General features: G+C 53.8%; 22 protein-coding genes and 1 pseudogene. 14 read left to right on the top strand and 9 right to left on the bottom strand.

Annotated elements, in window-relative coordinates:
• The first annotated feature begins 137 nt into the window (after positions 1-137).
• The 10 genes from exuR (at position 138) to LDK53_RS21240 (ending at position 6,023) form a co-directional block, all read left to right on the top strand.
• The gene (exuR, locus tag LDK53_RS21285) at positions 138-914 is read left to right on the top strand and encodes a transcriptional regulator ExuR (protein ID WP_025759862.1); all 777 of its coding nucleotides are present in this window, start codon (positions 138-140) and stop codon (positions 912-914) included.
• 344 nt (positions 915-1,258) lie between these two features.
• Complete coding sequence (yqjA, locus tag LDK53_RS21280; protein ID WP_045286330.1) at positions 1,259-1,921, top strand: DedA family general envelope maintenance protein YqjA; 663 nt, start codon at positions 1,259-1,261, stop codon at positions 1,919-1,921.
• Between the two features lie 2 nt (positions 1,922-1,923).
• On the top strand, positions 1,924-2,307 hold the full coding sequence (mzrA, locus tag LDK53_RS21275) for an EnvZ/OmpR regulon moderator MzrA (RefSeq protein ID WP_025759865.1): 384 nt from the start codon (positions 1,924-1,926) through the stop codon (positions 2,305-2,307).
• Between the two features lie 143 nt (positions 2,308-2,450).
• On the top strand, positions 2,451-2,819 hold the full coding sequence (locus LDK53_RS21270; protein ID WP_208283137.1) for a DUF1090 domain-containing protein: 369 nt from the start codon (positions 2,451-2,453) through the stop codon (positions 2,817-2,819).
• 29 nt (positions 2,820-2,848) lie between these two features.
• Positions 2,849-3,154: a DUF883 family protein gene (locus tag LDK53_RS21265; RefSeq protein WP_008503141.1), complete on the top strand. Its 306-nt coding sequence runs from the start codon at positions 2,849-2,851 to the stop codon at positions 3,152-3,154.
• 1 nt (position 3,155) lies between these two features.
• Positions 3,156-3,554: a phage holin family protein gene (locus LDK53_RS21260; RefSeq protein ID WP_025759867.1), complete on the top strand. Its 399-nt coding sequence runs from the start codon at positions 3,156-3,158 to the stop codon at positions 3,552-3,554.
• Complete coding sequence (locus tag LDK53_RS21255; RefSeq protein WP_008503139.1) at positions 3,551-3,847, top strand: YqjK-like family protein; 297 nt, start codon at positions 3,551-3,553, stop codon at positions 3,845-3,847. The genes LDK53_RS21260 and LDK53_RS21255 overlap by 4 nt, the downstream gene beginning before the upstream one ends.
• A gap of 252 nt (positions 3,848-4,099) precedes the next feature.
• Positions 4,100-4,492 carry a DoxX family protein gene (locus LDK53_RS21250; RefSeq protein ID WP_023309292.1) on the top strand — a complete coding sequence of 131 codons (393 nt, stop codon included), beginning with the start codon at positions 4,100-4,102 and terminating at the stop codon, positions 4,490-4,492.
• Between the two features lie 72 nt (positions 4,493-4,564).
• Positions 4,565-5,551 (top strand): glutathione S-transferase family protein, encoded by a 987-nt coding sequence (locus tag LDK53_RS21245; RefSeq protein WP_225288005.1) that lies wholly within the window; start codon positions 4,565-4,567, stop codon positions 5,549-5,551.
• Between the two features lie 106 nt (positions 5,552-5,657).
• Complete coding sequence (locus LDK53_RS21240) at positions 5,658-6,023, top strand: DUF805 domain-containing protein (RefSeq protein WP_025759870.1); 366 nt, start codon at positions 5,658-5,660, stop codon at positions 6,021-6,023.
• Positions 6,024-6,064: 41 nt separating this feature from the next.
• On the opposite strand, the gene LDK53_RS21235 is transcribed toward LDK53_RS21240, so the two are convergent.
• Positions 6,065-6,967, bottom strand: coding sequence for a LysR family transcriptional regulator (locus LDK53_RS21235; RefSeq protein ID WP_025759871.1), 903 nt, complete (start codon positions 6,965-6,967; stop codon positions 6,065-6,067).
• 103 nt (positions 6,968-7,070) lie between these two features.
• Here LDK53_RS21235 and LDK53_RS21230 point away from each other — a divergent pair, with 103 nt between their 5' ends.
• Positions 7,071-7,772: a pirin family protein gene (locus LDK53_RS21230; RefSeq protein WP_025759872.1), complete on the top strand. Its 702-nt coding sequence runs from the start codon at positions 7,071-7,073 to the stop codon at positions 7,770-7,772.
• Positions 7,773-7,810: 38 nt separating this feature from the next.
• Here LDK53_RS21230 and LDK53_RS21225 read toward each other — a convergent pair whose 3' ends face one another.
• The gene (locus LDK53_RS21225) at positions 7,811-9,115 is read right to left on the bottom strand and encodes a serine dehydratase subunit alpha family protein (protein ID WP_225288004.1); all 1,305 of its coding nucleotides are present in this window, start codon (positions 9,113-9,115) and stop codon (positions 7,811-7,813) included.
• 20 nt (positions 9,116-9,135) lie between these two features.
• Entirely contained in the window at positions 9,136-10,467 is a 1,332-nt protein-coding gene (locus tag LDK53_RS21220; protein WP_225288003.1) for an amino acid permease, read from the bottom strand.
• A gap of 351 nt (positions 10,468-10,818) precedes the next feature.
• Here LDK53_RS21220 and LDK53_RS21215 point away from each other — a divergent pair, with 351 nt between their 5' ends.
• The 3 genes from LDK53_RS21215 to LDK53_RS21205 are packed head-to-tail and all read left to right on the top strand — an operon-like array spanning position 10,819 to position 12,094.
• Positions 10,819-11,268 (top strand): STM2901 family protein, encoded by a 450-nt coding sequence (locus LDK53_RS21215; protein ID WP_225288002.1) that lies wholly within the window; start codon positions 10,819-10,821, stop codon positions 11,266-11,268.
• Between the two features lie 2 nt (positions 11,269-11,270).
• Positions 11,271-11,588, top strand: coding sequence for a DUF1493 family protein (locus LDK53_RS21210; protein ID WP_059387139.1), 318 nt, complete (start codon positions 11,271-11,273; stop codon positions 11,586-11,588).
• A gap of 20 nt (positions 11,589-11,608) precedes the next feature.
• Complete coding sequence (locus LDK53_RS21205) at positions 11,609-12,094, top strand: Hcp family type VI secretion system effector (RefSeq protein WP_225288001.1); 486 nt, start codon at positions 11,609-11,611, stop codon at positions 12,092-12,094.
• Positions 12,095-12,169: 75 nt separating this feature from the next.
• On the opposite strand, the gene LDK53_RS21200 is transcribed toward LDK53_RS21205, so the two are convergent.
• The 6 genes and pseudogenes from LDK53_RS21200 to LDK53_RS21175 all read right to left on the bottom strand — a co-directional run.
• Entirely contained in the window at positions 12,170-12,580 is a 411-nt protein-coding gene (locus LDK53_RS21200; RefSeq protein WP_025759875.1) for a Spy/CpxP family protein refolding chaperone, read from the bottom strand.
• Positions 12,581-12,733: 153 nt separating this feature from the next.
• A pseudogene (pflB, locus tag LDK53_RS21195) lies at positions 12,734-15,027 on the bottom strand (formate C-acetyltransferase).
• A 15-nt stretch (positions 15,028-15,042) separates the two neighbouring features.
• Positions 15,043-16,251 (bottom strand): propionate kinase, encoded by a 1,209-nt coding sequence (gene tdcD / locus LDK53_RS21190; RefSeq protein ID WP_225288000.1) that lies wholly within the window; start codon positions 16,249-16,251, stop codon positions 15,043-15,045.
• A 29-nt stretch (positions 16,252-16,280) separates the two neighbouring features.
• The gene (tdcC, locus tag LDK53_RS21185) at positions 16,281-17,612 is read right to left on the bottom strand and encodes a threonine/serine transporter TdcC (protein WP_225287999.1); all 1,332 of its coding nucleotides are present in this window, start codon (positions 17,610-17,612) and stop codon (positions 16,281-16,283) included.
• Between the two features lie 9 nt (positions 17,613-17,621).
• A complete protein-coding gene (gene tdcB / locus LDK53_RS21180) occupies positions 17,622-18,611 on the bottom strand; it encodes a bifunctional threonine ammonia-lyase/L-serine ammonia-lyase TdcB (protein WP_047959859.1) in 990 nt (329 codons plus the stop codon).
• A gap of 115 nt (positions 18,612-18,726) precedes the next feature.
• Positions 18,727-19,092 (bottom strand): LysR substrate-binding domain-containing protein (locus tag LDK53_RS21175; protein WP_263643516.1); only part of this gene is annotated, 366 nt, incomplete at its 5' end.

Here is a 19,092-nt window from a genome sequence, read left to right as displayed (position 1 = left end):
CCCGTAGGCCCGTGCAAGCGAAGCGCCGCCGGGCATTTAAAGGCCGCTCAGTAGCGGCTTTTTTAATGGCAAAATCTGGAGAGTGGCACGCAAAAGTGGTATAACAAATCATCTGCCGTACCCTGCCTGGAGCGCATATGGAAATCACCGAACCACGTCGTTTATATCAACAACTTGCTGCCGAGCTGAAAAATCGCATCGAGCAAGGGGTCTATCTTGTCGGTGACAAACTTCCCGCCGAGCGTTTTATCGCGGATGAAAAAAGCGTCAGCCGCACGGTGGTGCGCGAAGCGATTATCATGCTGGAAGTGGAAGGCTACGTTGAGGTACGCAAAGGCTCCGGCATTCACGTGATTTCCAATCTGCCGAAACACTCCCCCGTCGCGGACGAAAGTCTGGAATTTGCCAGCTATGGCCCGTTTGAGCTGCTCCAGGCTCGCCAGCTGATCGAAAGCAATATTGCCGAATTTGCGGCGACGCAGGTGACCAAGCAGGACATCATGAAATTGATGGAAATCCAGGAGAATGCCCGCAAGGAAAAATGTTTCCGCGATTCAGAGTGGGATCTACAGTTCCACGTTCAGGTGGCTCTGGCCACGCAAAATACGGCGCTGGCGGCAATCGTTGAGAAAATGTGGACTCAGCGCGTTCACAACCCGTACTGGAAAAAACTTCACGACCATATCGATTCCCGTACCGTCGATAACTGGTGTGACGATCACGATCAAATCCTTAAGGCGCTGATTCGTAAAGACCCTCATGCCGCTAAACTGGCGATGTGGCAGCACCTGGAAAACACCAAGCAGATGCTGTTCAATGAAACCAGCGACGACTTCGAATTTAACGCTGACCGCTATCTTTTTGCCGATAATCCTGTTGTTCATCTTGATACGGCCTCCAGTGGCGCAAAATAGATGACCTTTCTGCTGGCAGGCGCTTCGCTGCGCCTTCCGGCTTAAGTGGGTAAGCAAAACATATATAGTGTCAGCCTTTGTAAATCCCCTCGCTCACTTCCTGGCCTTACGCCAAAATCAACTCGCCCCTGCAAATTCTGTGACGCAGAACGTTGGGCTTTGTTACAATTGGATTCACTTCGTTATTTTGTAAGTTAGTGCTTGCTAACCAGCCAATTAACAGGGAACAGTGTTGGCCACACCGCAATGTGTCCGCGAGCGACCATAATGAAATCACAACAATGTCGCCGTGCTGTTTGTCCCGGATAACAGGCGTGACGTTAACCGATTTCCAGGAACACTGAATGGAACTTTTGACCCAACTACTGCATGCCCTCTGGGCGCAGGATTTTGAAACGCTGGCCAACCCTTCCATGATTGGCATGCTCTATTTTGTCTTGTTTATGATCCTGTTCCTCGAGAACGGTTTGCTGCCTGCTGCGTTCCTGCCCGGTGACAGTTTACTGGTGCTTGTCGGCGTGCTGTGTGCCAAAGGGGCGATGGCATTTCCGCAAACCATTCTGTTACTGACCGTCGCCGCGAGTCTCGGCTGCTGGGTGAGCTACATCCAGGGCAGATGGCTGGGCAATACCCGGATCGTTCAGAACTGGCTCTCGCATCTGCCTGCGCACTATCATCAGCGGGCGCACCACCTGTTCCATAAACACGGGCTTTCGGCGCTGCTGATAGGCCGTTTTATCGCCTTTGTACGCACCCTGTTACCGACCATTGCTGGCCTCTCCGGGCTGAGCAGCACACGCTTCCAGTTCTTTAACTGGATGAGCGGCCTGCTGTGGGTGCTTATTCTGACCACACTGGGCTATGCGCTGGGTAAAACCCCGGTCTTCATGAAATATGAGGACCAGCTGATGTCCTGCCTGATGCTGCTGCCCGTTGTTCTGCTGGTCTTCGGCCTGATTGGCTCGCTGGTCGTCCTGTGGAAAAAGAAATACGGAGCCAGAGGCTAACGATGGTTATCTCGCCGCTCGCCCTGCGCCGCTTTGCCTGTGCCGCAATTGCCCTGGTGGTCATCAGCGCTCTGCTGCTGGCCTGGAGCGCGCTTTCGCATCAGGAATCGACGCTGGCCATTCGCCCGATAAACCAGGGGGCGAGCGTACCTGACGGCTTTTCTGTCTGGCATCATCTTGATGCGAACGGGATCCGCTTTAAGAGCATCACCCCGCAGGACGACGTTTTACTGATTAAGTTTGATTCCCGTGCGCAAAGTGCCGCCGCGAAAGTGGTTCTCGACCGTACGCTGCCGCACGGGTATATCATCGCTCAGCAGGAAGATGACAGCCAGCCTGCCGCCTGGCTGTCCTTGATTCGCGATACGTCGCATCGGTTCGGATAATTACCAGGATTCCGAATCTTTTCACCCACTTTGGTGAATCCCCCGTTTACTTACTATGCTTAAGTACGCGGAGCACCCCTCGAATGTACTCCGCATTAGTCTGGAACGCGGCTTACGCCGTAACACAATGGAAGGTTTCGATAATGAAATTCCGCATTACCCTGGCTCTGGCCCTTTTTTCTTTGAGCACAGCATCCTTTGCAAACTCTCTCTGTCAGGAGAAAGAACAGGATATTCAGCGTGAGATCGGCTATGCCGAAAAGCATAACAATCAGCACCGTGTTGATGGTCTTAAAAAAGCGCTGAGCGAAGTGAAAGCGAACTGTACAGACAGCAAGCTTCGTGCCGATCACCAGAAAAAAATCGCTGAACAGAAGGACGAGATAGCCGAACGCCGTCGCGACCTGCAGGAAGCGAAAGAGAAAGGCGATGCGGAAAAAATTGCTAAGCGCGAGAAGAAGCTGAAAGAAGCGCAGGACGACCTGAAAGCGCTGGAAGCTCGCGATTATTGAGTTAACGGAAATCTCAACAGGAGAGAATCATGTCAAAAGATACGACGTCTGAACATCTGCGCGCTGAACTGAAATCCCTGGCCGATACCCTGGAAGAGGTGCTGAACTCCTCTGCTGACAAGTCAAAGGAAGAGGTCAGCAAACTGCGTAGCAAAGCGGAGCAGGCACTCAAAGAGAGCCGCTATCGCCTGGGTGAAACCGGTGATGCACTGGCAAAACAGACCCGCGAAGCGGCTGCCCGTGCTGACGAATACGTGCGTGATAATCCATGGACGGGTGTCGGGATTGGTGCCGCAGTCGGTGTGGTACTGGGTGTCCTTCTGACGCGTCGTTGATATGGAAGATCCTCGTCACGCACAAGGGCCTGCTAATAACGTCCTCGGCATCGGCCAGCGTATTTTAACAACGCTGGTTGGCATTGCCGAAACGCGCGTCCGGCTGGCAGTGGTAGAGCTGGAAGAGGAGAAAGCGAACCTCTTCCAGATGCTGCTGATGCTCGGCCTGACCATGCTCTTCGCCGCGTTTGGTCTGATGAGCCTGATGGTGTTAATCATCTGGGCCATTGACCCGCAGTATCGTCTTAACGCGATGATTGCCACCACCGTCGTGCTGCTGGTTGCGGCGCTGATTGGCGGGATCTGGACGCTGCGTAAAGCACGCCAGTCCACTTTCCTGCGCCATACGCGTCAGGAGCTGGCTAACGATCGCGCCCTGCTGGAGGATGACAAGCCGTGAGCGGTAAAGCCGAACGTCAGAAGCGCAAAGCGTATCTGTTAAGCCAGATCCAGCAGCAACGGCTGGATCTGTCTGCCAGCCGTCGCGACTGGATTGATGCGACGCGACGCTTTGATCGTGGCTGGAACACCTTCCTGAGCCTGCGTTCCTGGGCTCTGGTCGGCAGTAGCGTGATGGCTATCTGGACGGTTCGTCATCCGAATATGCTGATCCGCTGGGCGCGGCGTGGCTTTGGCGCCTGGAGCGCCTGGCGTCTGGTGAAAGCCACGATTCGTCAGCAGCAGCTGCGGTGATAAAAGCAAAACGGTAACCCTGGTTACCGTTTTTTGTTTTGCGCCCTCTCCCTGTGGGAGAGGGTTGGGGTGAGGGCACCAGCGCGCACGCTCCCTTACTCAATATCTTTGAAAAAGATTGACAGTTTTCCTTGCTAACAATCGCCAACCGTCACGTTTATGATGCTCTCCATCGACAGCAACGACGCGGTATCTACCCGGAATTGCAGACAAATAACGTTCAGCCGCTGATGTGGTTTCCTGGAGAGTAAAATGAAAAAATTAGAAGATGTTGGTGTACTGGTAGCACGTATTCTGATGCCAATTCTGTTCATCGTGGCAGGTTGGGGCAAAATCACCGGTTATGCGGGTACCCAGCAGTATATGGAAGCCATGGGCGTTCCGGGGTTCCTGTTGCCACTGACTATTCTTCTTGAGTTCGGCGGCGGCCTGGCGGTACTGTTCGGCTTCCTGACCCGTACCACCGCGCTGTTTACCGCGGGCTTCACCGTGCTGACCGCGTTTATCTTCCACAGCAACTTTGCGGAAGGCGTGAACTCTCTGATGTTCATGAAAAACCTGACCATCGCGGGTGGCTTCCTGCTGCTGGCCGTCACTGGCCCGGGTGCATACAGCATCGACCGCGTTCTGAATAAGAAATGGTAAGCACGCTATACTGAATGAACACAAAGCGAGGAGATCTCTCCTCGCTTTTGCTATCTGACGGAGGAGAAAAGAATGGGACAACTCGTAGACGGCGTCTGGCAGGATGTCTGGTATGACACCAAATCCACCGGTGGACGCTTTAAGCGCTCTGTTTCGGCCTTCCGTAACTGGCTCACCGCCGACGGGGCTCCCGGCCCAAGTGGCGAAGGCGGCTTTGCGGCCGAGAAAGATCGTTATCATCTTTATGTCTCCCTTGCCTGTCCGTGGGCGCATCGCACATTGATTGTGCGCAAGCTCAAAGGTCTTGAATCCTTAATTCCGGTTTCCGTGGTGAACCCGCTGATGCTCGAAAACGGCTGGACGTTTGACAGTGATTTCCCTGCCGCGACCGGCGACGATCTATACCACCATGATTTCCTTTACCAGCTCTACCTGCGGGCCGACCCGCACTACACCGGGCGCGTGACCGTGCCGGTGCTGTGGGACAAGAAAAACCAGACGATTGTCAGCAATGAGTCTGCGGAAATCATCCGCATGTTCAATACCGCGTTTGACGCCCACGGTGCCCGTGCCGGGGATTACTATCCGGTTGAGCTGCGCGATAAAATTGATGAGCTGAACAGCTGGATTTACGACAACGTCAATAACGGTGTCTACAAGGCCGGCTTTGCCACCAGTCAGGAAGCGTATGACGAAGCGGTCGGAAAAGTCTTTGAATCTCTTGAGCGTCTGGAGCAGATCCTCGGCCAGCACCGCTACCTGACGGGCGATCGTCTGACGGAAGCGGATATCCGCCTGTGGACCACGCTGGTTCGCTTTGATCCGGTCTACGTCACCCACTTTAAGTGCGACAAGCACCGCATCAGTGACTATCTGAACCTGTATGGTTTCCTGCGCGACATCTACCAGATGCCGGGCATCGCCGACACGGTCAACTTCGACCATATCCGCACTCACTATTTCCGCAGCCACAAGACCATTAACCCAACGGGCATTATCTCCATTGGGCCGTGGCAGGACCTGGATGAACCGCACGGGCGCGATGTGCGTTTTGGATAAATATTAAGGGCATCAATGGATGCCCTTTTTTAATTCACAATCTCCATCTATCCTTACCTCGATCGCTTAGAAAACAAGTGATTGACTGACTAATGAGGCAAGGAAAATGGACTGGTATTTAAAAGTACTGCGCAACTACATTGGATTTGGTGGCCGCGCCCGCCGCAAAGAGTACTGGATGTTCGTTCTGGTGAACTTCGTCCTGATTATGGTGCTGGGCATCGTGGATAAAATTCTCGGCTGGGAGCGGGCTGGCGGTGAAGGCGTACTGACCACCATCTATGGCCTGTTAGTCCTGCTGCCATCGTGGGCGGTACTGTTCCGTCGGCTGCACGATACCGATCGTTCGGCGTGGTGGTTACTGCTGCTGTTGATCCCGATTGTGGGCTGGATCGTGATTCTGATCTTCAACTGCCAGAGCGGCACCCCAGGCGAAAACCGCTTTGGTCCGGATCCGAAAGCCGGCGTGTAAATCAGAGCCCGGTGGCGCTTACGCTTACCGGGCCTACGGATCTACTTATTGTGGTGCGCAAAGAGCTTTGGAATTTCTCGCAAACACCACGACTTGGCTTCGCCCATGCTGTCACGACGCCATGCCATAATGATATCCACCTCGCTGGTGTATTCCGGGCTCACAACCCGCAACCGTCCTTCCGCAATGTCTTTTTCCACAAACGGGTATGGCATCGTCGCCACGCCTAACCCTGCCAGCAGCGCCTGGCGCTTATCTTCCAGAGACGTAACGGTGAGTCGCGGCTGTTTATCCAGAAGCTGTACCGTCAGCACCGGACGTTCACGTGCGGTATCCGCAACCGCCACGCCGCGATACTTCACGCGAGTGACTTCAGAGAGCGGTTCCGGCTCCTGGTGAATCGGGTGATTGGGTGCGGCAACGTAGACATTCATCACGCTGTAAAGCTTGCGCGAGTTGATCTCCGACGAGGAACGGAAGTGCATGTCCGGCGCAATGACGATGTCCGCCCTGCCCGTCTCCAGCCGCTCCCACGCCCCTGCCAGCACCTCAGTGATGATCGACAGCTGCGTGTTAGCCTTCGCCGCCAGACGGTCCACCAGCGGGAACAGCGATTCGGTCGGCACCAGGGCTTCCGTCACCAGCGTCAGATGAGTTTCCCAGCCACGAGCCAGTGCTTCGGCGTCCGTCGTGAGCTTATCCGCCGCTTCCAGCAGCACGCGGCCGCGCTCCAGCAGCATCCGCCCAACGTTGGTGAATTTTGTTCGATGACCGGAGCGGTCAAACAGCACCACGTCCAGCTCTTCCTCCAGCTTTTGCATGGTGTAGCTCAGCGCAGACGGAACGCGCCCCAGCTCATCTGCCGCCGCCGCAAAACTGCCGCGCCGGTCGATTGCGTCCATGACGCGAAGCGCCTCAAGCGTCAATGCTCTCTCTTTAGCCATCTCGTTCTCATTCAGGAAATTTGAACATACCCGGCAGAATATCTGGCTAACAATGCAGCGTCCATACCTTTACCATTGTTTTAGTGTAAAGAGAGGTCAGTTTATGATTACGACAAGAACAGCTAAACAGTGCGGACAAGCCGATTTCGGTTGGCTGCAGGCCCGCTACACCTTTTCCTTTGGACACTACTTTGACCCTAAACTCCTCGGTTACGCATCACTACGTGTGTTAAATCAGGAAGTGCTCGCCCCGGGCGCCTCCTTCCAGCCGCGTACGTACCCGAAAGTCGATATCCTGAACCTGATCCTGGAAGGCGAGGCAGAATACCGCGATAGCGAGGGCAATCATGTCCAGGCGAAGGCTGGCGAAGCGTTATTAATTTCCACACAGCCGGGCATCAGCTACAGCGAGCATAACCTCAGCAAAGACAAAACGCTGACCCGCATGCAGCTGTGGCTTGACGCCTGCCCTGAGCGGGAAAACCCGCTGGTACAAAAGCTAGACCTGACGGGCGATAAGCAGCAGCTGATTGCATCGCCTGACGGCAGCAAAGATAGCCTGCAGCTGCGTCAGCAGGTGTGGCTGCACCATATCGAACTGAAGAAAGGTGAACAGGCGAGCTTCCAGCTTCACGGTCCGCGCGCCTATCTGCAGTCGATTCACGGCACGGTGCATGCGGTAACGCATACGGAAGAGAAGGAAGCGCTCACCTGCGGTGACGGGGCGTTTATTCGTGATGAAGCGAATATCACGCTGGTCGCGGATACGCCGCTGCGCGCGCTGCTGATTGATTTGCCAGTGTAAAATATTCCCCCTCTCCCCAGAGGGATGAGGGGGAAAGTTCATAACACCTTACTCGCCATAATCTCAATTATCTGCCGGTCCGTGGCCTGCATCGAACGGCACGCGAGCGCGCACAGATTCGCGATCGATTGCTCCACATCGTGCGCCACAATGCCTTCGTTGCCCGTCACAGCCGAATCATCCAGCGCCATCATCACCGCTTTCCACGCACTTGCCACGCTGGTAGAGACCTTCATGGCACAGCTGTTTGAAGCGCCGTCGCAAATCATCCCGCTGACGTCGCCGATCATGCTGCTGATGGCCATCGCAATCGTCTGATAACTGCCGCCCATCAACCACGCCATACCCGCCGACGCCCCCATAGCCGCCGTTGTTGCCGCACACAGCGCCGACAAACGCGGAAGCTGGGCGTGAATATAAATAGCGGAAAGATGAGACAGCATCAGCGCCCGCGCCAGCCGTTCGTCGTCGGCCTGAACGTGCTCAGCGACCACCACCACCGGCATGGTGGCGGTAATGCCCTGATTGCCGGAACCCGAATTGCTCATCGCTGGCAACGTCGCGCCGCCCATGCGGGCGTCCGAGGCCGCACTGGTGCGAATAACAATGTCTGAACCCAGATCCTGCGCCAGCCATCCGCGCGCACGCTGCTTATTCAGCGTGGCACCAATGTGCAGCCCCCACTTCCCGCTGAGCCCTTCCCGGGAGAGCGCATCGTTTAACTGCCCTGCTTCCAGGATAAAACGGATCGCCTCAAACGGCGCCTGCTCGACAAACTCCAGGATCTGCGACAGCGTGGCGTTTGTCAGCACCGCCAGCGGGTCGTCATTTTCTTCGCCCTGTTGCTCCTCAAGCGCAAAGCGCGTTTCGTCCTGATAAACCACCTCCACCACCCGGGTATGCCCACCGGCAATGGTCACCATTGCCGAGGTATCTCCGGCATATACCCGGGCGCGCGAGTAGAGGATTTCATCGCACGGCTCCTGCAGTTTCACCTGGACCTTACCAGAGGTCAGCAGCGATTTGGCCTGTACCAGCGCCCCGGCTGACGCGTCTTTTAACACCTCCAGCCCGGCGTGTGCGTTACCGCCAATCGCGCCCAACGCTGCCGCAATCGGTAACCCGACCATGCCGGTTCCCGGCACCGTCACGCCAAGCCCGTTTTTCATCAGGTTCGGCGAGACCCACGCCTCAATCTGTGTGACATCACCCGGCAGAAGGTCTGCGGCCATCGCGCAGGCCAGCGCCAGAGAGACGGGTTCGGTACATCCAAGTGCGGGTTTAACTTCTTCCTGCACTGCGCGAATAAATTGATTCCATAAAGGATAAGTTTGCTCAGACATCGTTACGACCTTAATAATCCTCAGGAGAAGGCGAGGAAAGGAGAAACACAAAGCAGCAGCCCGGTGATAACAATAATCACCAGCGAAACGCCTTTATATTTGTGCAGTGCCGGGACCTTACAGACCAGCCATGCGGGGATCAGGCAGCCCACCATGCCAAAAATGGGGCTGCAAATAGACGTGAAGCTCAACACCGGCGCATTTAATACAATCGCGCTCCAGGCCAGCAGGATGGCGAACAGCATAATCCCGCGCTGGACGGCGTTCTCATTGATTTTCTCTGCCGGCATTTTGCGGCGCAGGATATTCATGACGATACCCTGCGTGGCCTCGCGAAAACCGAGGTAGACGCCGAAGAATGCGGTCATGACGGCAAAGATATTCAGGATCACGCTGACGATTTTGACCCAGCCCGCGCCGTCGCCGCTGATAAACTGCGCCGCTATCGCCAGGGCAGAGATATTCTGTTCATAGGCTTTGACCGCCTCATCGTGCCCCATCGCCAGCGTAAAGGAGACAGCATAGAAGAAGACCGTTACAAACAGCACACCAAAGGCAATGTTCATTGCCCGCAGCGCTTTATGACGCGCCACCTCCACGGATTTTTCCCGTGAACGGTATGAGATCACCATCGGGCTCAAGGTCTGAATAAACAGAATGGAGGTTAAGGTAAAGGGCAACGTGATGATGGCGTTTTTAACCAGCAGCCCTACGGGCGGCAGCATGCCTACGTTGGCTAAATGCCACAGACCTATCATCGACACTCCCAGCGCCGCGACCACGAATAATTTGGTCAACACCATCAGGCTGGAGACTTTAAACAGCAGCTTTTCCCCCCGTGAGGAGATGGCCACCAGAATACAAATCAGGAATAACCCGTAGAACGGATTTTCAGAGAGCAAATGGTCGGTCACACCAAAGGTATGCAAATACGATGCGCTGTCGTTGGTAATGGCGGTGGAATAGACAAACATCCAAATCACCAGCATCACGAAATAGAGTGCACCTAATAAAATACCCCAGTTCTTGCCTAAATAACCGCTAATGACGCTTGGGTAATCTTTGCATTCCGGTGATTCCGCAAGGGTATTAATAAACAGACGCTGGAATAAATACATGGCCGGATAACCGATAACGGACGAGAGTAAAAAGACCCATAGCCCCATGAGTCCTACCTGCACTGGGAGAAAAACAATCCCCGCGCCGATAGCCATCCCGATACTCATGATGACCCAGCCCGTATCGGTGCTGTCGAATTTAATTGCCGCTTGCCACTCGCTTTCGCTCATTCCCGCACGCCTTGCCGCGGGGGAATCATTCACAATCACACTGCTGTTTGTTGCCGTATCCATTGGGCACTCGCTTATTTTGTAGGGTAACCAGTTGTTTTTATAGGTTTCCGATCGCCAGCGATTGCGATTCAGAGGGTTGCAGGTGTGTGTTATTGGTGTGGGAAGATCATATCCGGAGCGCGGGAGAAAAAGGTCACAACCTTTATAAGGATTTTCTACGTTGCGTAGTAAAAAATTCTATGAAGTTCTAAAATTCATATAATATTTTCTAAAGGTGATACAGCTCAAAAAATCATATCATCCTTAAATCGAGAATATTTCGGAATTTATAAAGATGAATGCCCTACTCTCAGCCCTTTCTTTTTTATAGGATGACATTTCAACAAACCACCTGATGATTATGGTTATACTATGGACACCATTGAAGAACTCAATGGAACATACTTTTATAAAGGTGTATGTAACATCTCTGCATCTGAGTTATTTTTTTGGATTTTTCTGGATGCCACCGATGAACAGTTCGGTGGATTAAAGGATGCAATAATGATGGCCACTATGATTCTTGGTTTACCTATACTTGAAACCAGAACAAAGCCAGAAACGGCTACAATAGGCACATCTGTGGCATCTAAGTACCTGCGAGATCTACTGAATGTACAGCTACCACACCGACTACCTACAATTACACTTGCAAGCTTTAAATACAGGAAACCAATGTATACCAAGAACTTAGGAGCGTTCATTGGCCGATGGATACCTGCACTAGGGATAACTATACTTGCTGCAGATGTTGCTATGATAAGTTACAAAACGCTTTCAAGATATAATACGATTGCTCACCCAAAAGACCGGATTTGGTGAAGATGAACAGTGAAGCTGATGTTTTAAAATTCTTCAGGGATAATTTACCAGAACAAGGTACATTTACGGGTAAACGGATTCCCCTCGGGATAGATGATATTTTACAGGATTACACCGATCTGGATGATATCGTATATGCCATTGAGAGATTCGAAAAAGAGTATCGTATCGAAGTTAACACTGAAAATTATTTCCCCTGGACTCAAACCTGGTTTTTCAGGAAATGGTTTACTAAAGAACCGGTTAAGCAAATATCAAAGCCATTGACGGTAAGAATGTTTGCCGAAGCGGTAAAAGCAGGAAAATGGATACACGATTGATTTAAAGAAGGAGTTTTTTCATGGCCGTACCTGTTCACATTTGGTTCTATGACGACGGTGGCTCACTCATTAAAGGTTCATGTGATGTTCAGGATCGTGAAGGGAGTGTTGAAATTAGAGGTTTAACCCATAATTTGAGTATTCCAACCGATCCACTCTCCGGAAGATTAACCGGAACGAGGAAACACGCGCCTTTCCTGTTCGAGAAGGAAATAGACAGCTCATCTCCCTATCTTTATAAGGCGGTAGCGACAGGGCAAAACCTTAAGAAAGTTGAGATTAGATATTACCGAATTAATGACGCAGGTTGGGAGGTTGAATATTTTAGAACTGAGCTGGAAGGTGTGAAAGTTGTCTCTATCTCCCCTATTGTTAACGATACACGTAACTGTCCTAGTACTGGCCACCTTGAATCTATTCAATTGCGCTACGAAAAAGCGACCTGGACCTATTGTGACGGCAATATTCAGTTTGCTGATGCATGGAATGAACGGGCATCAGCATGAAAGTAAGGATCATTCCTCACAGAATCCAATTGAAGCGATTCTGTGAGTTTTCATTTTAAATGATTGATCCCAGGATCACTCAGCCAGCGCGTTAGCCATATCGGTTCTGATCTGCTTGCGTTGCTCCGGCGTCAATACCTGGCTGACGTCGAAGTAATATTTCACGCGGTAATAACGGGTCTGCTCTTCAATTTTGCTGAATGCGGTAAGCTGGCTTTTCACTGTGCTTTCGTCCCATTTACCAGCCTGGAACATGTCGATCAGCGCGCCGTCCTTCACACCCGTCATCGGGATCTTGCTGACATTTTCTTCCAGCTGCTTATGCAGATCTTCAATCTTCTTAACCTGATCGTTGCTGAGCTTCAGGTGCTGTACCAGCGGATCCTGCGAGGGCGACGGGGCGGCCTCAACGTTAGCGGCCTGCGCCGTAAAACTGCACACCACCAGTGAAGCAGCTGCCAACGCAATACGGGTCATTTTCATCATCTTACAGTCCTTACAATCTGTTATAGGAAAAAGCAGGCGTATTGTTTTTCAAGAGCGGATGAATATGTGTGAGTAATTATATAAACAATTTTGTATGTTAAGCGGGCCAAAAAAATGCCCCCTGCGGTGAGGGGGCATCAGGACTGACTTGCGTCAGATGGATTGCGTAAACGTCCTGGAGATCACATCCTGCTGCTGCTCACGCGTCAGGGCATTAAACCGCACCGCATAGCCTGAAACGCGGATGGTCAGGTTCGGATAATTCTCCGGATGCGCAATGGCATCCAGCAGCATCTCCCTGTTCATGACGTTGACGTTAAGATGCTGTCCCCCCTCAATGGCCGCTTCATGGTGGAAGTAGCCGTCCAGCAGCCCCACCAGGTTGGTTTTGCGCACCATCTCATCTTTACCGAGCGCCTGCGGCACGATGGAGAAGGTGTAAGAGATTCCATCTTTGGCATAGGTGAACGGCAGCTTAGCGACCGAGGTTAACGAAGCCACGGCCCCTTTTCTGTCGCGACCGTGCATCGGGTTCGCGCCTGGCGCAAACGGCGTGCCGCCGCGGCGTCCGTCCGGCGTGTTGCCGGTCTTCTGACCGTAAACCACGTTGGAGGTAATAGTCAGGATCGACTGGGTCGGTACCGCGTTGCGGTAGGTTGGCAGTGCCTGAATTTTCTTCATAAAGCGCTCCACCAGGTCACAGGCAATGCTGTCCACGCGGTCATCGTTGTTGCCGTACTGCGGGTAATCTCCTTCTATTACAAAATCGACCGCCAGACCGGTGTGGTCGCGCACCGGTTTCACCGTGGCATATTTAATAGCGGACAGGGAATCCGCCGCCACCGACAGGCCAGCAATACCGCAGGCCATGGTACGGTAAACGTCCCGGTCGTGCAGCGCCATCAGCGAGGCTTCGTAGCTGTACTTGTCGTGCATGTAGTGAATGAGATTCAGCGCGCTGATGTACTGCACCGCCAGCCAGTCCATAAAGTGATCGAGGCTCGCCATCACGGTGTCGTAGTCCAGAACGTCATCCAGCAGCGGCGCGGTTTTCGGGCCGACCTGGATCTTCAGCTTCTCATCCATCCCGCCGTTGATCGCGTAGAGCAGCGTTTTGGCGAGGTTGGCGCGGGCACCGAAGAACTGCATCTGCTTGCCGATCACCATCGGGCTGACGCAGCAGGCAATGGCGTAGTCGTCGCTGTTGAAGTCGGCACGCATCAGATCGTCGTTCTCATACTGCAGCGACGAGGTGACGATCGATACCTGCGCGGCATATTTCTTGAACGCGATCGGCAGTTGTTCAGACCAGAGGATCGTCAGGTTAGGCTCCGGCGCAGGCCCCATGGTGTGCAGCGTATGCAGATAGCGGAAGCTGTTTTTGGTCACCAGCGTGCGCCCGTCCAGCCCCATCCCACCGATCACTTCCGTCGCCCAGATCGGATCGCCGGAGAAAAGCGTGTCGAACTCCGGTGTGCGCAGGAAGCGCACCATGCGGATCTTCATAATGAAGTGATCGATCAGCTCCTGCGCCTGGACTTCATTCAGCCGCCCGGCCTGCATGTCGCGCTCAATGTAAATATCGAGGAACGAGGCCGTGCGACCCAGCGACATCGCCCCGCCGTTCTGGGATTTCACCGCCGCCAGATAGGCAAAATAGACCCACTGCACCGCTTCCTGGGCGTTCATCGCCGGACGTGAAATATCAAAACCATAATTCGCCGCCATCTGCTGGATCTGCAGCAGCGCACGTTTGTGTTCCGCCAGCCCTCACGCAGGCGGATCGTCGCCTCAAGATCTTCACCACGTTCCAGTCTCGGCTGGAGATCGGCAAACTGCAGTTCACGCTCGCGCACCAGATAGCTGATGCCATACAGCGCCACGCGGCGGTAATCGCCAATGATGCGTCCGCGCCCGTAGCCGTCCGGCAGCCCCGTCAGCACCCCGGATTTACGACAACTCATCATTTCCGGCGAGTAGACGTCAAATACGCCCTGGTTATGGGTTTTACGCAGGTCGGTAAACAGGTATTCGAACTGCGGATCCATCTCCCGCCCGTAGGCTTCGAACGAGCTGCGGATCATGTTGATCCCGCCGTACGGATGCAGGGCGCGCTTAAGCGGTTTATCGGTTTGCAGACCGACGATCGTCTCCAGATCCTGGTCGATATAGCCCGGCCCGTGAGCCGTAATGGTGGTGGCGATATTAGTGTCAAAATCTACCGGGGCATGGGTGGCATTCTCCTGACGAATGCCGACCATTACCTTCTGCCACAGCGCCGTCGTTGCTGGCGTCGCCTGCGCGAGGAAAGCTTCGTCGCCTTCATAAGGGGTGTAGTTATGCTGAATAAAATCGCGCACGTTGACGGCGTTTTTCCATTCTTCACCGCGAAACCCGGCCCATGCGTCGCTGTAGGGTGCGACGCCCGTATCGATTGTTACTTTCATCTTATTCTCGCTTTATCAGGCGTAAGCCGCAGCCGGGGTAACCTTCCCAAGACGGAGGGCATCCAGTGCGATCATTTTTTCTTCGTTGGTAGGGACAACCGCGCAGGCTACGCGGGACGACCCGGTGGAGATCACGCGCTCACCCGCGCTGCCCGGCAGGGTATTTTTGGCGTCGTCGAGGATGAGGCCAAAGACCTTCAGGTGTTCCGCCACCAGCGCGCGGATAAGCGTCGAGTTTTCGCCAATACCGCCGGTAAAGACCACGCCGTCCAGGCGGTGCAGCGATGCCGCGTGCCCGGCGATATGGCGCGCAACGCGGTGAACGAAAGTCTGGATCGCCAGCTGCGCGCGTTCATGACCCGCGTGCCAGGCCTTCTCCAGCGCACGCAGATCAGACGAGAGGCCGGAGATCCCCAGCAATCCGGACTCTTTATTGACCACGCGCTCCAGATCCTCGAACGACTGGCCGGTCTGCTGGGCAATCCACGCCATGGCGCCAAAATCCACGTCGCCACAGCGTGTGCCCATCACCAGCCCTTCCAGCGGCGTCATGCCCATGGAGGTATCCACGCTTTCGCCATTGCGCACCGCGCAGATGGAGGCGCCGTTACCGAGATGGGCAATCACCAGACCGCTGTCATCGGGGGACAGCCCGAGAAGCGCCTGCGCCCGCCCGGCCACGTAGCGGTGAGAGGTGCCGTGGAAGCCGTAGCGACGCACGCCCAACTCTTCAAAATAGCGGTACGGTAAGCCATACAGATACGCCTGCGGCGGCAGCGTCTGATGGAAGCTGGTATCGAACACCGCAACCTGCTGCACGCCAGGGAAGAGGCGCTCTGCGGCTTCCACGCCGCTTAAGTTGGCGTAGTTATGCAGTGGCGCCAGCGGGGAAACCTGACGGATCTGCGCAATCACCTCCTCCGTAATCAGGGTCGACTCGCTGAATAGGTCGCCGCCGTGAGCAATGCGATGGCCAATTAAGGCCACGCTGCTCATCAGGTTACGCTTCTCCAGCTCCAGGGCGATGGCAGCCAGCGCCCCTTCGTAGTCATGGTGAGCCAGTCTGGCTGGCTCACCCCCGTTTACGGAAATAAAGGCGTTATCCGTGTTGATGCCGTCTGCAATGCCCGTCATCAGGGCGTCACAGGCGCTGGCATCGATCACCGAAAACTTAACAGAGGACGAACCGCAGTTAATAACCAGTACTACCGGAAACTCAATCATGGTGTGGCTCCGCTCTTCCTGAGCTTTGGTTAGAACAGTTTGTAAACGATATTCAGAATGGTCAGCAGGCCCACAACCGTGACGAAGATGTTCTCCGGTCTGCCTTTAAACTTCGCCATGGCTGGCGCTTTGCGGATGGCATACATCGGCAGCAGGCACAGCAGAGAGGCGATGATCGGCGCCCCCATCGCTTCGATAAGGTCAAGAATGTTCGGGTTGGCGTATGCAACAACCCAGGTGGATCCCATGATGAACACCATGCTGATAGTGTTCAGCTTGCCCACAGAGACCTTCTTCTTGTCGCCCTTATAACCGAACTTCAGGATCAGGCCGTTCAGCCCTTCCAGTGTGCCCAGGTAGTGACCAAAGAAGGATTTGAAGATAGCGACCAGCGCGATGATGGAAGCCCCGTATTCCAGTACCGTCGCGAAGGTCGATTTGGTTCCCGACATCGAGGCAAAGTGGTTCGCCAGGTATGAGAGCACCGGAATGTTCTGCGCTTTTGCATCCGCCATGTTCTGCGGAGAGAGCGTAAACAGGCAGCTAAAGGCGAAGAACATCACCACGGCGACCATCAGCAGGCTGGCGCGACCGATGATTTTGGAACATTTCTGCTCGGTAAATTCTTTTCCGTACTCCGGCTCGTACTCTTCACGCTTGGAGACCACAAACGAGGAGACAATCGGCGAGAAGTTAAAGGAGAAGACCATGATGGAGATGCCCAGCCACACCGTCACCAGAATGCCATCATGGCCGGTGAAGGCGATATCGCTCAGGTTGACCTGGTCGATAACCGCCGAGTTCCAGTAAGGGATCAGCGACAGGGAAATCAGCACCAGACTGGCGATAAACGGGAACACCAGGAAGCTCATCACCTTCACCATCAGGTCTTTGCCGAACCAGATTACAAAGGCCATCAGCAGCAGCAGGAACAGCGCCACCACGCCGCGGTTCAGCGCGGGCAGCTGGAGCTGGTTTTCCCAGAAGGTCATAAAGGTGTTGGTAATGGTGACGCCGTAAATCCACAGCAGCGGGCAAATGGCGAAGAAGTAGAGGAAGGTAATGACCACCCCACCGGTTTTACCAAAATGCTCTTCCACCGTTTCGGTGATGTTGCCGGAGACGTTGCTGCCGGACAGGCACAGACGCGCCAGCGCACGGTGGCAGTAAAACGCGATCGGGAAGGCGAGAAGCAGCATCAGCAGGATAGGGATCAAGCCACCAAAACCTGCGCGAATGGGGAAGAACAGCACGCCTGCGCCAATGGCGGTTCCGAACAGGCCAAGCGTCCAGGTGGTATCAGACTTACGCCAGGAGGACGTTTTTGTCTGGCCAACGATAATGCTTTCTGTGTTGCTCATAGGTCACCTTTATGCGTCAACGAAGCCGGTAATTTGGGAAACACGGGAGAGGTCAATATTGCCGCCGGAAATAATGCAGACGGTTTTACGACCCTGAATATAGTGATCAAGCTTGCCGCTTAATAACGCGGCACAGGCCAGCGCGCCGGCACCTTCGGTCACCACTTTATTTCGCTGAATAAGTGCAATCATGCTGTCGCGAATGTTCTCTTCACTGACCAGTACGATGTCATCGACCAATTCACGAACAATTTCGAACGTTAATTTACCCGGGCGAGAGACATCGCAACCGTCGGCTAATGTACCGGTGACGCGATGATTCATAATTTCTCCGGCCTGATACGATGCCGCCATCCCGTGAACATTTTCTGACTGCACGCCAATAATATTGATGGTGGGGTTGATGGATTTAATCGCCGTCGCGATCCCGGCAATTAAGCCGCCACCGCCGATTGGCACAATGACGTTATCCACATCGTACAAGTCTTCGAGAATTTCCAGCCCGATGGTGCCCTGCCCGGCGATCACTTTGGCGTCATCGTAAGGCGGGATAAAAATACGCCCTTCCATCTCAACGATTTCGCTGACTTTGGCGATGGTGTCATTGAAGTTCTCCCCGTGCAGCACGACCTCCGCCGAGTAGTCGCGCGTCGCGGCGACTTTAGACTTTGGCGCGCCCATCGGCATGACCACTTTGCCGTCAATGCCCAGCATGGCACAGGAGAGAGAGACCCCCTGCGCGTGGTTTCCCGCGGAACAGGCAACCACGCCTTTGCGTCTTTCTGCATCGGTCAGCGAGCTTAATTTGTTAAACGCGCCGCGAATTTTAAAGGAGCCGGTACGCTGCATATTCTCAAATTTAAGGAATATTTCACCCTTACAACGTTCGCTGAGGTAATTCGAGCGCGGCATGCCGGTTTTATATATTTTTCCTGCCAGTCGCTTTCTGGCATCCTGAATATCTTCAATCGTTACCGGGAGATCGTAGGTAATATGCATAATATCCTCGTTATAATAATTCATTATTTTCAGGCAAAGTCAGGGTATCAGAGCACGGCTAAAATAAGCTCTGGGTGTTTTAAAAAGGTTTAATGCTTATTAGGGCGTTAATATATCATCGTCGTCTTTCGCCAGTGAGTGACGCATATTGTTTTGCCAGTTCGACTAAGACTGACGCCGATTTTTTTATTCTGTAATTTTTTGACCATACGGCGGCATAACGCGCCACGGGTAATTCATCTTCCACTGGCAGGACAATAAATTGATCGGAACCGAACGGGGCAATCATGTCACGGGGAATGACCGTCAGATAATCGGCATTCAACACAAGGTTATAAATGGTGACGACGGAATCGGTCTGGACGATATTTTCAATGCTGATGTGGTTGTCTTGCAGGGTGGTCAGGAGTTCTTTGTAGTAGCCCATGTCGGTTTGCGGCATCACCCACTGCTCGTGGGTGAGTGATGCCAGTGTCGTCGG

The sequence above is a fragment of the Enterobacter sp. K16B genome (assembly GCF_020216105.1).
Lineage (GTDB): Bacteria > Pseudomonadota > Gammaproteobacteria > Enterobacterales > Enterobacteriaceae > Enterobacter > Enterobacter sichuanensis.
Note: the sequence above shows the minus strand (reverse complement) of the source record. Positions and strands in the feature narration are given on the sequence as shown.

Coding starts and splice junctions, on each gene's coding strand:
- exuR (WP_025759862.1), top strand. CDS start 138: ATGGAAATCACCGAACCACGTCGTTTATATCAACAACTTGCTGCCGAG.
- yqjA (WP_045286330.1), top strand. CDS start 1,259: ATGGAACTTTTGACCCAACTACTGCATGCCCTCTGGGCGCAGGATTTT.
- mzrA (WP_025759865.1), top strand. CDS start 1,924: ATGGTTATCTCGCCGCTCGCCCTGCGCCGCTTTGCCTGTGCCGCAATT.
- LDK53_RS21270 (WP_208283137.1), top strand. CDS start 2,451: ATGAAATTCCGCATTACCCTGGCTCTGGCCCTTTTTTCTTTGAGCACA.
- LDK53_RS21265 (WP_008503141.1), top strand. CDS start 2,849: ATGTCAAAAGATACGACGTCTGAACATCTGCGCGCTGAACTGAAATCC.
- LDK53_RS21260 (WP_025759867.1), top strand. CDS start 3,156: ATGGAAGATCCTCGTCACGCACAAGGGCCTGCTAATAACGTCCTCGGC.
- LDK53_RS21250 (WP_023309292.1), top strand. CDS start 4,100: ATGAAAAAATTAGAAGATGTTGGTGTACTGGTAGCACGTATTCTGATG.
- LDK53_RS21245 (WP_225288005.1), top strand. CDS start 4,565: ATGGGACAACTCGTAGACGGCGTCTGGCAGGATGTCTGGTATGACACC.
- LDK53_RS21240 (WP_025759870.1), top strand. CDS start 5,658: ATGGACTGGTATTTAAAAGTACTGCGCAACTACATTGGATTTGGTGGC.
- LDK53_RS21235 (WP_025759871.1), bottom strand. CDS start 6,967: ATGGCTAAAGAGAGAGCATTGACGCTTGAGGCGCTTCGCGTCATGGAC.
- LDK53_RS21230 (WP_025759872.1), top strand. CDS start 7,071: ATGATTACGACAAGAACAGCTAAACAGTGCGGACAAGCCGATTTCGGT.
- LDK53_RS21225 (WP_225288004.1), bottom strand. CDS start 9,115: ATGTCTGAGCAAACTTATCCTTTATGGAATCAATTTATTCGCGCAGTG.
- LDK53_RS21220 (WP_225288003.1), bottom strand. CDS start 10,467: ATGGATACGGCAACAAACAGCAGTGTGATTGTGAATGATTCCCCCGCG.
- LDK53_RS21215 (WP_225288002.1), top strand. CDS start 10,819: ATGGACACCATTGAAGAACTCAATGGAACATACTTTTATAAAGGTGTA.
- LDK53_RS21210 (WP_059387139.1), top strand. CDS start 11,271: ATGAACAGTGAAGCTGATGTTTTAAAATTCTTCAGGGATAATTTACCA.
- LDK53_RS21205 (WP_225288001.1), top strand. CDS start 11,609: ATGGCCGTACCTGTTCACATTTGGTTCTATGACGACGGTGGCTCACTC.
- LDK53_RS21200 (WP_025759875.1), bottom strand. CDS start 12,580: ATGATGAAAATGACCCGTATTGCGTTGGCAGCTGCTTCACTGGTGGTG.
- tdcD (WP_225288000.1), bottom strand. CDS start 16,251: ATGATTGAGTTTCCGGTAGTACTGGTTATTAACTGCGGTTCGTCCTCT.
- tdcC (WP_225287999.1), bottom strand. CDS start 17,612: ATGAGCAACACAGAAAGCATTATCGTTGGCCAGACAAAAACGTCCTCC.
- tdcB (WP_047959859.1), bottom strand. CDS start 18,611: ATGCATATTACCTACGATCTCCCGGTAACGATTGAAGATATTCAGGAT.